The organism is Hyphomicrobiales bacterium (assembly GCA_039973685.1).
Taxonomy (GTDB): Bacteria; Pseudomonadota; Alphaproteobacteria; order Rhizobiales; family JACESI01; genus JACESI01.
In genome coordinates this window covers 35,548-50,404 of sequence record JBDWKL010000018.1, presented here as the reverse complement: position 1 = coordinate 50,404, position 14,857 = coordinate 35,548, and the positions used below count along the sequence as shown (strand labels likewise).

Annotated in this window: 8 protein-coding genes; 7 read left to right on the top strand and 1 reads right to left on the bottom strand. The window is 49.9% G+C overall.

Annotated elements, in window-relative coordinates; genetic code table 11:
* Positions 1 to 8: 8 nt before the first annotated feature.
* The 3 genes from addB to trxA all read left to right on the top strand — a co-directional run bounded on the left by addB (position 9) and on the right by trxA (position 7,204).
* On the top strand, positions 9 to 3,227 hold the full coding sequence (addB, locus tag ABJO30_05240; GenBank protein ID MEP3232212.1) for a double-strand break repair protein AddB: 3,219 nt from the start codon (positions 9 to 11) through the stop codon (positions 3,225 to 3,227).
* Complete coding sequence (gene addA, locus ABJO30_05235; GenBank protein ID MEP3232211.1) at positions 3,224 to 6,709, top strand: double-strand break repair helicase AddA; 3,486 nt, start codon at positions 3,224 to 3,226, stop codon at positions 6,707 to 6,709. The genes addB and addA overlap by 4 nt, the downstream gene beginning before the upstream one ends.
* A 177-nt stretch (positions 6,710 to 6,886) precedes the next feature.
* Positions 6,887 to 7,204 (top strand): thioredoxin, encoded by a 318-nt coding sequence (trxA, locus tag ABJO30_05230; GenBank protein MEP3232210.1) that lies wholly within the window; start codon positions 6,887 to 6,889, stop codon positions 7,202 to 7,204.
* 87 nt (positions 7,205 to 7,291) lie between these two features.
* Here trxA and ABJO30_05225 read toward each other — a convergent pair whose 3' ends face one another.
* Positions 7,292 to 7,543, bottom strand: a complete 252-nt coding sequence (locus ABJO30_05225; protein MEP3232209.1) for a hypothetical protein — start codon at positions 7,541 to 7,543, stop codon at positions 7,292 to 7,294.
* Positions 7,544 to 8,043: 500 nt separating this feature from the next.
* Here ABJO30_05225 and ABJO30_05220 point away from each other — a divergent pair, with 500 nt between their 5' ends.
* The 4 genes from ABJO30_05220 (at position 8,044) to cobO (ending at position 14,820) form a co-directional block, all read left to right on the top strand.
* Positions 8,044 to 9,339, top strand: a complete 1,296-nt coding sequence (locus ABJO30_05220) for a cyclopropane-fatty-acyl-phospholipid synthase family protein (protein ID MEP3232208.1) — start codon at positions 8,044 to 8,046, stop codon at positions 9,337 to 9,339.
* Positions 9,340 to 9,436: 97 nt separating this feature from the next.
* A complete protein-coding gene (gene cobW, locus ABJO30_05215) occupies positions 9,437 to 10,474 on the top strand; it encodes a cobalamin biosynthesis protein CobW (protein MEP3232207.1) in 1,038 nt (345 codons plus the stop codon).
* A 48-nt stretch (positions 10,475 to 10,522) separates the two neighbouring features.
* Positions 10,523 to 14,206, top strand: a complete 3,684-nt coding sequence (cobN, locus tag ABJO30_05210) for a cobaltochelatase subunit CobN (protein ID MEP3232206.1) — start codon at positions 10,523 to 10,525, stop codon at positions 14,204 to 14,206.
* Entirely contained in the window at positions 14,203 to 14,820 is a 618-nt protein-coding gene (gene cobO / locus ABJO30_05205) for a cob(I)yrinic acid a,c-diamide adenosyltransferase (GenBank protein ID MEP3232205.1), read from the top strand. The genes cobN and cobO overlap by 4 nt, the downstream gene beginning before the upstream one ends.
* Positions 14,821 to 14,857: the final 37 nt, after the last annotated feature.

Here is a 14,857-nt window from a genome sequence, read left to right as displayed (position 1 = left end):
GGATAGAAGTGGACGGTTTTCAGCGAGCCAATGTTTACACAATTCCGCCTGACGTTCCCTTTTTAAAAACGCTGGCTAATGCCATTTTAGACGGTAGTTTGTTGCCGCCAAATTTTGATAGTGCAGATCCGCTGGCGCTTTCAACAATCACGATATATCTGCCAACCCAGCGTTCTGTCCGCTTGTTAGAAGATGCCTTTTTGGAAGCGGCATCTACACCAACATTGATTTTGCCAGCTATTAAAGCGCTTGGTTCTGTTGATGAGGATGACATCTATTTTGATGTGAACCAGTTTGCTGAACCTGACCAATCTGTTCTACCTGCCATCTCCCCAATAACCAGACAATTGGTGCTCACCCGCCTTGTTATGAGTTGGGGCCAAGCGATGAGTAAACAAGACAGTGCCGTGCGTTCAGGCGACCAGCCTCTGCTCGTGCCTGCCTCGTCCGCTGATGCGGCGTGGCTTGCGGCCGACCTTGGCGATTTGCTGGACCGTGCCATTACGGAAGAGATCTCATGGGACAAACTTGGTAGCTTGGTAGAGGCCAAAGATTTGGCGGCCTTTTGGGAGCTGAGCGTCGAGTTTTTAAAAATCGTCACCGAGCTTTGGCCCGCCCTGTTGAAAGAACGAGGGTTGATTGACCCCGCTGCAAGACGAGATTTATTGATTGGGCAGGAGCAAGCAAGGCTTGCAACAACCAACGGGCCAGTCATTGCCGCTGGTTCAACGGGTACCCTGCCATCAACGGCACGTTTTCTGGCGGCCGTTGCAAAACTTCCCAATGGTCGCCTTGTTTTACCGGGCTTTGATAAAAGCCTTGATGATGCTTTCTATGAGGCGATTGGCGGCACTGATAAACGTGATCAAGCCATCAGTGGCCATCCACAATATGGTTTGAAGCAATTGCTGACGGACTATGTGAAAATTCTTCCAAGTGAAGTGGAAGAATTAGGCACGCGCAACCAAGCTGCACAGAACCGTTCAACCCTAGTCTCTCACGCCATGTTGCCTGCCCCTGTGACAAATCATTGGCCGCATTTGCGTGCTCAATTCAATGACGAGCAGGTCGCCCGCGCTTTTGAAGGCATTACTTTTGTCAACGCGAAAAGCGATTCTGATGAAGCGCTGGCAATTGCTGCCGCCTTACGCGAATTTGTGGGAACGACTGAAGGTTATGCCGCCTTAGTAACACCAGACCGTGCGCTTGCCCGTCGTGTGGCGCTGGAGTTACAACGCTGGGGGTTGAAGGTAGACGATTCCGCTGGTCGTCCGCTGCCCAAAACAGCGCTCGCTATTCTTTCTCAACTCACCATCGAAACAGTATCCAGCCAATTTGAGCCGGTAAAATTACTAGCCCTCTTAAAGCATCCGCTCGCAACTTTCGGTCTTGAACCTTTAGAAGTGCGTCGCGCAGCGCGTGTGTTAGACCTTGCTATTTTGCGCGGTCCTAGAATTGCTGGCGGTATGAGAGGGCTTTCAAATCGTCTCGATAATATGCGCAATGAAGTTATGCGCGGGACAGGCAAAGAACCTGATGTAACAGGCAGTGAACCTGTTGATAGAGAAGAAGCGAAACGGGCGATTAGTCGGCTTCATCCTGCGATTAAAGGCTATAGCATAGAAGATTGGGATGCGGCGGAAGTGCTCGTCGCACGACTTCGTGGGATATTCGAACCTCTCGAAGCGCTGTTTTCAGCGGGCGATACTGTGCCAGTGAGTACCCTTTCAAAAGCGCATCAAGCAGCGCTGTCTTTGATTGAAGGTGAGGGCGCAAAACCGCAGCCCGCACGAAAAGAAATCGCAAACTTGTTTGAGACGACCCAGCTACCAGATGGCGATGATTTCGTGGTCATGCCTCATGAATATCCAAAGCTTTATCGTGCGCTGCTGGGCAATGGCACCGTGCGTGAACGGGGGGCGGAAGATCCGCGCATTCTAATTCTGGGCGCTTTGGAAGCACGGCTCTTAAATCCTGAGTTTATTATTTTGGCAGCCCTCGACGAAGGATCGTGGCCGAAGCAAGCAGATACAGACGCCTTCATGTCACGCAGTATGCGGGCGGAGATGGCGCTGGAAGCTCCAGAGCGACGTATTGGTTTGGCCGCTCACGATGTCTGCCAAGGTCTTGGCGCGCCGCGTGTTATGCTAACGCGGGCTGCAAAACGCGGTGGAACGCCAACGGTGATGTCGCGTTGGTTGCAGCGCCTCTTGGCGTTGATCGGGCAAGATCACGCAAAGTCATTAGAACAACGCGGGCGCGCTTATCTCAACCATGCCTCAAGCTTAGATAAGCCGCTTTCAGTATCGCCACCGAACGTTGAGCGTCCGAATCCAAAACCACCTGTTGAAACGCGACCGACATCGCTTTCGGTCACCAGAATTGAAGTTTGGGTGCGTGACCCTTACGCGATTTATGCCGACCGTATTTTGCAATTAAAGTCGATTGATCCACTCGGTCATATGCCTGGCTTTGCCGAACGCGGCACCATCATCCACGAAGCGCTGGATCGGTTCAATCAAAAATGGGACGGCGTTGTTTCCGAAGAAGCATTGCAGCGCTTCCTTGAAATTGGCCGTGAACTTTTCATGGAAGAAATGGCAGACTTTCCAGATCAGCGCGCTCTATGGTGGCCACGCTTTGAACGCATCGTGCACGCTTATCTTGCATGGGAAGAAAACCGCGAACCGCAACCAACCAAACGTCATTCTGAGGTTTATGCCCGCTTACCAATTCCTGTTGATGGCCAAGATTTTGTCTTAAGCGGAACGGTTGATCGGCTTGATGTCTTGTCAGACGGGTCGCTTTCCATCATTGATTTTAAAACCGGCAACCCACCAAGTGCCAAGCAGGTGAAATCAGGCCTCGCCTCGCAATTGCCGTTGGAAGTTTTAATGCATCATCGCGGCGCGTTTGAGCCGCAGAGCTTGGCGCAAGATATGCCTGTTTCAGAACTTGGGTGGGTGAAGCTTGATGGTCGTGAAGACCAAGCGCATCTGCAAAGCGCTATTCAATCGGTGAAAAAGGATGAGGTGCCAGACACACCAGATGATCTTGGCGATATGGCAGAAAAGCAATTGCTTGGTCTCATCAAACAATACCGCGATCCAAACCAAGGCTATATGTCGCGCCCGCGTCCTGATTTTGATTTCCGTTATGTCGGCCCTTATGACCATTTGGCCCGTGTAAAAGAATGGTTGGTGGCTGATCAGGAGGAGGGCGAATGAGTGCTGATTTCGCCGTTGATGAGCGCACTAAGAGCTTGCAAGCGACCGCATCAAACCCTGCCTTGTCCGCATGGGTTGCAGCCAATGCTGGCTCGGGCAAGACCTATGTTTTGGCGCGGCGGGTTATCCGCTTGTTATTGGCAGGTGCTGACCCATCGAAAATCCTCTGCCTCACTTTCACCAAAGCGGCGGCGGCTGAAATGTCAGCGCGGGTGTTTGATGAGCTTGCAAATTGGGCAACGCTGAGTGATGAAGCCTTGTCTAAAGAAATTGGTGAGCTAACGGGAAAGCCGCCAAACGATTTGGCGCGTAACACCGCACGTCAGCTTTTCGCCAAAGCGCTCGAAACACCAGGCGGGCTGAAAATTCAAACCATCCATGCGTTTTGCGAACGCTTGCTACACCAGTTTCCGGTGGAAGCAAATGTCGCAGGGCATTTTGAAGTTCTGGATGATGTTGGCAAAGAACACTTGATCAACGAGGCGCAGCGTTCCGTTTTGCTGGAGGCGGCAGATCATCCAACAAGCCCGATTGCAAACGCCTTGTCTGACGCTATCGCAAACGCGTCTGATACGGGCTATCAACAAGCGCTCTCAGCTTATCTGCACAGTTATAAAAAGCTTGATCAATGGCTTGAAAATACAGGCGGTATTGATGGGGCGTTGCAGGAGTTGGCAAAGCACTTTGGTATCTCCAGTAATGATACAGCAGCAGGCCTCAAAGAGCAGATGCTTGCCTCGCCTCATATGGATGACGTCTATCTGGAAAGCGTTCGCCAAGAGCTGTTACAGAGCTCTGTGAAGTTCAAGAAAATGGGAGAGATCCTAACTGACGCTTTGCAACCCAATCCGTCCAATGTGCGTGTTCAAGCCATGCTCTCTTTCTTCTTTACTCAGAAAGAAGAAGCGAGAAAAATATCAAGTATCGCGTCAAAAGACATCGTTAGTCTGTTTCCTGATCTTGAAGAACGGGTAGCACAAGAACAAGAGCGCTTGTCTGGATTACTAGATAAGCAAAAAGCGCTTGCCACATTGGATGCAACGCGGGCTTTGTTGATCTTAGGCTCAACAGTGAGTGCAGATTATCAGCGTCGTAAAGCCGATACGGGCATGATGGACTTTGATGATTTGATCGAGAAGGCGGCCCAGCTGCTTGAAAAGCCAGATGCGGCAGCATGGGTGCATTTCAAACTTGATCAGGGGCTTGATCATATTCTGGTCGATGAGGCGCAAGATACAAGCCCACGCCAGTGGGATGTGGTGAGCCATCTTGCTAGCGAGTTTTTCACCGGAGAAAGCGCCCGTCTTGTTGACCGCACCATGTTTGCGGTGGGCGATGAAAAACAGTCGATCTATTCGTTCCAAGGCGCGTCCCCTGAGAAATTCTCTGACATGCGTGAACATTTTATCCAGCTTTCAAGTGCAGCTCAAAAGCCTTTTGAAAAAGTGCCGCTCTCGCTCTCGTTCCGTTCGACAGCAGATGTTTTGGGTGCCGTTGATTTGGTGTTTGCGAATCAAAATATTTCGGAGCAATTGACAAGCGATTACGTCGACCACAGCGCTGCGCGACTAAATCAACCTGGCTCAGTTGAGGTTTGGAAAGCATTCACCCAACCGCCAAAACTGGAGCACGATGACGATTGGTGGAAGCCGCTTGATCGGTTGGGTGAGGATAGCGAAAAGGTGGCGCTGGCCAAGAAAATCGCGACCGAGATCAAAACCCTCACAGCTGGCGATGTGCGTCTTGAAGGCACAGGTGAGATTATCACTGCAGGCGATGTTTTGATCCTCACCAGAAAACGCGGACCGCAGGTTGAGGCGATAAACCGAGCCTTAAAATCGCAAGGCGTGCCCGTTGCAGGTTCTGATCGATTGAAGCTTCTCGATAATATCGCCATTTTGGATTTAATGGCGCTTGCTGATTTTGTCCTTCTCTCAGAGGATGATTTAGCGCTCGCAGGTGTTTTAAAATCACCGTTGATTGGTCTATCAGAGGACGAGCTGTTTGATCTGTCCCATGACCGTCGAGGCACATTGTGGAGTGAGCTTTATCTGCGTGCTCAACACGGTGACGCGCCTTATGTGAAAGCCCATCAGGTGCTAGATCGCTGGCGGCGAGAAGCCGACTTTGTGCCGCCGTTTGATTTCTTCTTGAACATCCTATCCCGTGATTTGGGCCGTCGCGCGTTTTTGACATCACTTGGTGCTGAAACGGATGAAGTGCTCGATGCCTTCTTGTTGCAAGTGCAAACTTATGAGCAAAGCGAAGTGCCGACCTTGCAAGGCTTCGTGTCTTGGTTCCGCGATGGGTCGGTTGAAATTAAACGCGATATGGAATCAAGCCGCGACGAAGTTCGTGTGATGACGGTGCACGGTGCAAAGGGTCTTGAGGCGCCGATTGTTTTCCTTGTCGATGGCGGCGCGCCTTATCATGCGGTCCACCAACCTGATATTTTGGGGCTGGATGATAAGGACGGTGCACCGTTTATTTGGAAGCGTGGCAAAGAGCACCAGACTGAAGCGCAAGCTGCAAGCCTTAGCCGTGATAAGCAATCATCAATGGCTGAATATTACCGCCTGCTTTATGTTGCCATGACCCGCGCCCGCGATCGGCTTTATGTGGTGAGTACAGCAGATAAAAAAGGGGCGACCAACAAAGATGGTTGGTATGCGACGATTTTCAATGCGCTATCTAATGATGAAAACTGTCAGAAGGTTATGGGCGAAGACGGCGAGGTTGACCGTTGGCGTTGGCAAATGAGTTCGGCGCCTGCATTGCCTGCTAAAGAGCACAAGGAACAACTGGTTGACCCTTATCGCCCACCCCATTGGTTGAGCGAGACAGCGCCCGAGGCGTCGACGGGACTCAATTATCTCTCGCCATCAAAAGCGCTTGGTGCTGATGAACTATCCGAAAACATTGACTATGCCGCACAAGAGAGTGACGCGGGTGCTGATATGTTGGCCGATATTCCGCCCGCTGAGCGCGGCACGCTTATGCACCGATTGTTAGAACGATTGCCAACCCATTCACCTGCTGAGCAGCCAAACATTGCCGCACGCTATTTAAGTGAGATATTGCCCCAAGCAAGCGCTGAAAGTCGCGCCATCATGCAAGCTGAAGTGCTTTCTGTATTGTCGCATCCTGATATGGCAGGGCTGTTTGATGAGAAGGCGAAAGCCGAGGTCACGGTTGCAGGTCGCGTTGATTTAGAGGCAAGCAGTGTCATGGTGCGCGGTCAAATTGACCGTTTGGTTGTCAGTGATGAGAGCGTGCATATCGTTGATTTCAAAACCCACCGCAAAATTGTAACTGATGGCGCGGAGCGCAAACAAATTGAGCGCCAACTTGCGCTTTACGCCAAGCTTCTAATGTCAATTTATCCTGATAAAGAGATAATGGCTTCTATTCTGTGGACATCTAAGCCGCAGCTCGAAACACTTGAATTTGGCTGTCTAGAAAACGCTCTCAAAGGGTTATGAACACGCTAACGTGAGCTAAATGGAATATCAAAACCTTGCAAATCGGCGCGAAATTCCTATTTCTTATAACGAATTAACAATCGAATCCTACTTGCTTATGGGCAAGGATATGGAATCATTGTAGAAAGCATTCAAGGAAAGCCGCAAAGAGCAGGTTTTAACAAAAGGGACAGAAATATGCCAACAACAGCCGTGACAGACGCATCTTTTGAGCAAGAAGTCATCAATTCAGATACACCCGTTGTCGTAGACTTTTGGGCGGAATGGTGCGGACCTTGCAAAATGATCGGCCCATCACTTGAAGAAATCTCAGATGAGATGAGCAACGTGAAAATCGTTAAAGTGAATATTGATGAGAACAATGAAACAGCCATCAAATATGGTGTGCGTTCAATTCCAACAATGATCATGTTTAAAGATGGCGCGCCGGTAGACACAAAAGTTGGTGCAGCCCCTAAAAGCGATTTGGCTAAATGGATTGGCGCAAGCGTTTAATTCAAAACCAAATGACGAAGACAAGAAAGCCGGAGCTTGCTCCGGCTTTTCTTTGTTTTGGCTTTGAAAATTTTGAATTTGAAATGTTTATTGCGTCTCAGGCATTTCGAGACAGCGGAAATCTGCGGGTAGTCGATTTCCTTGGAAATCAATATGCACCACGTTGATGTTATGGCGTCTGCACCAAACCTGCACGCCAATGCTGGTAAATCCTATATCAACGGCTGCATATTCACGCATCGACAAGCCATTAGAGCGGCCTTGCAGCACATCTTCTGAACATTTGGCGCAAACGATAGGGTGCGTCAGGCTATATTTAAGCGCGGTGGTATCTGTCATGTCGCAAAGCCTTATCTAAAAAGCGAAAAAATTCAATATTTGAAGTGCGGTTGATAGAGTTTATCCCACGATGAAACCATTAGGCAAAAGAAAAGGGGCCACCTGTAAGTGACCCCCGTCCGCAAGAGGCGTGGAACGTTGCCCCAATGCGCTTTGGGCTTTCGCCCGTGCCAATGGCTATGCAGACCCAAAAGTCATGCAGATAATGAAGGCTGCTCCATCATCATACCCATATGGCTTTGCACATTGTGCCTCAAATACGTGACTGACATTGGATCACCTCCTCTCGTTTGTTTCAGATATTCATGAGAGTAGAGATTCTTTGTAGATTGGCAAGAGGGAGGTGTGTTTTGGCGTGATGAGAGCAATCTCTATTCAACTCAAAATTTATTTGCCTCAAATTGCATGGCCTCTATAACAAAGACGCATTCCAATAAAGCAATCGAACCGATGGTCGATGGGCTTGGATGAACAATGATGAGCACTGAAAGTTTCAATTAATGGCATCTAACGCTTCCGATCAAAAGACATTGCGCTTTGTGCGTACTGTTGTTGAGCACCTTGAATTGCCAATTCCCGTCTCGCTATGGAATGGCGATGTGCTGGGTGGGGCCGATGATTTTGATGCTCAAAAGACTTTGCATGTGCATGTGGCGTCCCCCCAAGCGGTGCGCACTGTTGCCCGTCATCCCTCTATTGATAGTTTGGTTGAACTTTGGGCTTCCAAGCAAGTTGATTTGATAAACGGCACCATTTTTGATGTCGCTGCCATGAACAAGCCATCGGGCTTGAAAGCGAAACTCAAGACCTTGCCAAAATGGGCTCTTGCTAAAGACCTGCCTTCCTTATTGCTGGGTGATCGCAATTACGAAGCCGCAGCTAGCAACCTTTCTGGTGACAACGCTCATGTGGGTGGCTCCAGCAAAAGCGCGATCCAGCATCATTATGATGTTTCCAACGGTTTTTATAAGCTCTTCCTTGATGATGCGATGTTGTACACATGCGCCTATTTCAAAGATTGGAACAACACGCTTGAACAGGCGCAGTTTGATAAGCTGGACCATATTTGTAAAAAACTCCGCCTAAAGCCTGGCGACCGTTTGCTTGATATTGGGTGCGGTTGGGGTGCGATGCTTATTCATGCCGCCAAGCATTATGGCGCCACGGGGCATGGTGTTTCCTTGTCGCAAGAGCAGACCGAACTTGCCAGAAAGCGAATTGAGGAAGAAGGCTTGAGTGACAAGATTACCATTGAGATAAAGTCATACACCGAGCTTGATCAGCGCTTTGATAAGATTTCATCCATCGGCATGTTTGAGCATGTTGGCATTGAAAACTATGAAACTTATTTTTCAACGGTTGCGCGGCTGTTAGAACCGGGTGGAGTTTATCTGCATCACGCGATTACGCGGCGAAATAAAAAGGGCAAGCGCTTTAACAAAAAGAGCAAAGAGCATAAGGCGCTGGTTAAATACATCTTCCCCGGTGGAGAACTTGATCATATCGGTATGTCGCTCTCAAATTTGGAAGCACATGGTTTTGAAGTTCACGACGTGGAAAACCTGCGCGAACATTACGGGCGTACGTGCCGGATATGGGCAACGCGGTTGTGGGATCGGTTCGATGAAGCGATTACAGAAATTGGTGAGCCGAAAGCGCGGCTTTGGTTTTTATACATGGCTGGATGCGCGCTCGCCTTTGAACGCGGTGCAGTGCAAATCAACCAAACCGTTGCAACACGTCGCAAACGCAACAAAAATGTGATGCCACAGACACGCGACGATCTTTATAACTAGCCAAATTCACCGCCAATCAACAATGACGGGAACAAAGCGCTAGACAGCGCCATTCGTTCGTTTATGTCATGAGCACGAATTAAACGGAGCATCGACCATGCACAACAAAATCCCAGCAACTGTTTTCACAGGCTTCCTCGGTGCGGGAAAAACGACCATCATTCGCCAGCTTTTAGAACAAGCAAATGGCAAAAAGATCGCGCTTATCATCAATGAATTTGGTGACGTTGGCGTGGATGGTGAAGTGCTAAAAGGATGCGGCGACGAGGTTTGCTCCGAAGATGACATCGTTGAGCTGGCAAATGGTTGTATTTGTTGCACCGTGGCAGATGACTTTCTACCCACCATGTCGAAGCTTCTAGACCGTGAAACACCGCCAGATCACATCGTCATTGAAACATCGGGTCTGGCCCTGCCTCAGCCGCTGGTTAAAGCCTTTTCTTGGCCAACGATTAAAGAGCGCGTTTCTGTTGATGGCGTCATCACCATTGTGGATACACCGGCTGTTTCAGAAGGCCGTTTTGCTGCCAATGAAAAAGCGGTTGAAGCGCAACGTGCTGCCGATGAAAATCTTGATCATGAAAGCCCATTGCATGAGCTTTTTGAAGATCAACTCGTTTGCGCTGACATGGTGCTTCTCAATAAATCTGATTTGGTTGATGGCGATACGCTTTCTAAAGTCGAAGCAGACCTTCGTAAAGAAGTGCGCCCAGGTGTTTCTTTTATTGCGACCCACGAAGGGGCCATTGATGGTGGCATGTTGTTAGGTCTTGATAGTAAGGCGGAAGACGACATGGCAAACCGCCTCTCGCACCATGAAGCGGACCACGGGCACGAAGATCACGACCATGATGATTTCGAAAGCTTCGTGGTTGAAACAGGGACATTTGCAGATAAAGAAGCAGCTGTTGAGCAATTCACTAAGGTGATGCAAGACCACGATATTTTGCGCCTAAAAGGCTTCGTCTCGTTGGAAGGTGTCGCAGCCCGCCTCGTGGTGCAAGCCGTTGGCCCACGCGTGAATGCTCATTTTGATCGCCCTTGGAATGCGGGTGAAAAACAGGCAACATCCCTTGTTGTCATCAGTGAAAAAGGCATGGACGAAGCGGCGATCCGTTCAGCGCTTTCTGCGTAAATCTAAAAGACATTCAAAGCCAATTCAGCAGGTTGAAAATAGAGACATATGCATTTATTGGCAGCACAAGCAGGCGAGATTAGCGATGGTGATGAAGCCATCGACCTTGGTCAATCGCCTGCCGATGTGATTTTTCTGAGTGCGGCTGATACGGAAATAGTCGCTCTTTCAAAAGCAGGTGCGAACACGCCTTATTCATTACGGCTTGCCAATTTGATGCAGCTTAAACATCCAATGTCCGTGGATGTATATCTTGAAAAAACCTGCGGCAAAGCGAAGCTGATTGTCGCCCGTCTTTTAGGTGGTCGTGCTTATTGGTCTTATCTGGTGGATGAGCTGACAGCTTTTGCTAAAGCCAACAATATTCAACTCGCACTCTTGCCTGGTGATAATAAACTGGATGACGAACTCACCAGCCTCTCAACGGTGAACGAAGAAGATTTTCATGCGCTTTGGGGCTATTTGATTGAGGGTGGTCCAGCCAATGCATCGGGCTTTATCGGCTATATCGCGCATATGCTCGACCCCGAACGGCCAGAAGCAAACCCGCCCAAAGCGCTGTTGAAAGCAGGTTATTACTGGCCCGGTATCGCGCAACCCTCGCTGATTGATTTGGAAGCCACATGGATACCGAATGCACCGGTCGCCGTGGTCGTGTTCTACCGCGCGCTTTTAGAAGGCGGTAATGCAGCACCGATTGATGCGTTGATCCACGGGCTATGGAATGAAGACATCAACGCGCTGCCGATCTTCGTGCCAAGCTTAAAAGACCCGCTCGCCATGGCGCTACTTGATGAAGTGGTGCGCGAGGCAGAACCTTCGGTGATCCTCAATACAACGGGCTTTGCCGTCTCAAGTTATGATGGAAGCGAAAGCCTCAATCCGTTTGAAGAAGCGGATTGTCCTGTACTGCAAGTGGTGCTTTCTTCAAGCTCTAAGCAAGCGTGGGAAGATGATATTCAAGGCCTCTCCGCCCGTGATTTAGCTATGCATGTGGTGCTGCCAGAACTTGATGGCCGCATCATGAGCCGCGCGGTTTCGTTTAAGTCTGCCGCCCAATTTGATGAGCGAACACAAACCAATATTGTCACCTATGAGCCGCAGCAAGACCGCATTGCCTATGTCTCAAAACTAGCCAAGCACTGGGTAAAGCTTCGCAACGCTGAGAATAGTGAGCGCAAGGTTGCGATCATCCTAGCCAATTACCCAAACCGCGATGGACGCATTGGCAACGGCGTCGGCTATGACACGCCACAAAGCACGATTGAGATTTTAAAAGCGTTGGATGGCGAAGGTTATCAGGTTGAGGGTATTCCAGCTGACGGCACGACCTTGGTGCACCAGCTTTTAGACGGCACTACCAACGCAGAAACACGCGGGATCAGTACCGCGCAATTGTCCGTTGCAGACTATGAAACAGCCTTTGCAACGCTCCCGCAAAAATTGCGCGATGAAGTTCTGGAGCGCTGGGGCGAGCCATCCAAAGACCCTTTTGTAAAAGGCGGCGCATTTCAACTTGCACTGCAAATGCATGGTAATATCGCCGTCGGCATTCAGCCTGCCCGTGGCTATAATATCGACCCGAAAGAAACCTACCATTCACCAGATCTCGTACCGCCTCATGGCTATTTCGCGTTTTATATTTGGTTGCGTGAGCGGTTCGGCATTCATGCAGCAATTCATAATGGTAAGCACGGCAATCAAGAATGGCTTCCGGGTAAAGCGTTGGCCTTGTCTGAGGAATGTTACCCCGAGGCGGTCCTTGGTCCGTTGCCAAATCTCTATCCGTTCATCGTCAATGACCCGGGTGAGGGCACACAGGCAAAGCGTCGTTCTTCTGCTGTCATCATCGACCATCTCACCCCGCCGCTCACCCGCGCAGAGACTTATGGCCCGCTTAAAGACCTTGAGGCTTTGGTGGATGAATATTATCTCGCCAGCGGCCTTGATCCGCGCCGCCTGACGCTGTTGCGCAAACACATTCTTGATTTGGTGCGGGCTGAAAAACTCGACCTTGATGCTGGCATCTCAGATGACGATGGAGAAGATGACGCACTCCAAAAACTAGATGCCTACCTGTGCGATCTGAAAGAGGCGCAAATCCGCGATGGTTTGCATGTGCTGGGTCTCTCGCCTGAGGGTGAGCAGGAACGCGATTTATTAGTCGCACTCACTCGGGTGCCGCGCCGTTTGGGTGAGGGCGGTGATCAATCCCTGATCCGCGCTTTGGCTGGTGATTTGGGTTTTGATTTTGATCCGTTGGATTGTGATTTTTCAAACCAATGGGACGGTGAAAAACCATCTGTCTTGGCTGAGTTGGATGCTAGCCCATGGCGCAGTGTTGGTGACACGGTCGAGCGCTTGGAACTCTTGGCGCAAAAGCTTGTAACGTCGCATTCCACGTTGTCAGACTTGATCCAACAATCAGGCTCTGAGGATGAGCCGTTTTCTTCAACAACTGTCCTTGAAGCATTGGAAAGCACCATTCGCCCGAAACTCCAATCTTGCGGGCCTAATGAACTTGGTAATCTCGTCAAAGGTTTGAACGGTCAATTCGTTCCCGCTGGCCCTTCTGGTGCCCCAACACGTGGGCGGTTGGATGTGCTTCCGACAGGGCGCAATTTCTTTTCAATTGATAACCGAACCTTGCCAACGCCTGCAGCTTGGGCGCTTGGTGAGAAGTCAGCCTCTTTGCTCATTCAGCGCTATTTCCAAGACAATGGCGCATGGCCTAAGAGCTTTGGTTTGTCAGTCTGGGGCACATCCAATATGCGCACAGGCGGTGATGACATTGCGCAGGCTTTAGCCCTGATTGGGGTGAAGCCAAAATGGGACCCTGCAAGTTGGCGCGTGACAGGATTTGAGATTACCCCCCTTGCAAAACTTGGCCGACCACGCGTGGATGTCACCTTGCGCATATCTGGCTTTTTCCGTGATGCCTTTCCAGCGCAAATTGCTTTGTTTGATTCTGCCGTTCAAGCCGTCGCTGCCTTGGATGAAGAAGAAGCAGAAAACCCGCTTACAAAGAGCGAAAACCCAATTCGCATTTTCGGGTCAAAACCCGGTGCCTATGGCGCGGGGCTGCAGGCCTTGATTGACGAGAAAATCTGGGATGATCAAACCGATCTTGCCAATGCCTATATGGAATGGGGCGGTTATGCTTACGGCGCGAAGCTTAAGGGCGAGGCCAAGCATGATGATTTTAAAGCGCGTCTTTCAAGCATTGAAGCGGTGATCCATAACCAAGACAACCGCGAGCACGATCTTTTAGATAGCGATGATTATTATCAGTTTGAAGGCGGCATGACAGCAGCTGTGGAAACCACTTCTGGCAAGCGGCCAAAGGTTTATCACAACGACCATTCCCGCCCTGAGCGCCCTGTTATTCGCTCGTTAGAAGAAGAAATTGGCCGTGTCATGCGTTCGCGTGTTGCTAATCCAAAATGGATTAAGGGCGTTATGCGGCATGGCTATAAGGGTGCTTTTGAGATCGCTGCCACAGTTGATTATATGTTTGCTTTTGCAGCCACCACGGGGGCTGTGAAAGACCATCATTTTGATATGGCTTTTGATGCTTATATCGCTGATGAAGAAGTGCGTGCCTTTATCGAGGAAAATAACGCGCCTGCCCTCACCGAAATTTCAGAGCGTCTCAAGGAAGCAATTGATCGCGGCCTATGGACGCCGAAGCTAAATTCCGCCTATGGTTTGTTGGAGGAGATATCGACATGACCGAAAAGACCGAAGAAGAAATCAATGCACGCCATTCAGAAAAAATGGCCAAGAAGAAAGCCGCTCGCGACAAAATCCTAGCGACCAAAACGGAAGAGCGCGGCCTTGTGATCGTGCATACCGGCAAGGGCAAGGGAAAATCCACGGCAGCTTTCGGCATGGTATTCCGCTCTCTCGGTCATGGGTTTAACGTCGGTGTGGTCCAGTTCGTCAAAGGCGCATGGGAAACGGGCGAGCGCGATGTGCTTGAGAAGTTCCCTGACCAAATTACCATCAAAGCCATGGGCGAAGGCTTCACATGGGAAACGCAAGATCGCCAACGCGACATCGATTCTGCGCGCGCTGCATGGGAAGAAGCAAAGCTAATGATCGCCAATCCAGACATCAAAATGGTGCTCTGTGATGAGCTGAACATCGTGCTGCGCTACGATTATCTGCCGGTGGAAGAAGTGGTTGAGGTTTTGAAAAATAAACCAGAAGACAAACACGTCATCATCACAGGCCGTAACGCCAAGGATGAAATAATTGAAGTGGCTGATTTGGTGACTGAAATGGAACTGATCAAACACCCATTTAGAAGCGGCGTGAAAGCACAGGCAGGTGTTGAGTTTTAAAACTTCTTTTGTTGGAGTGGCTATTATTCGATGTGGC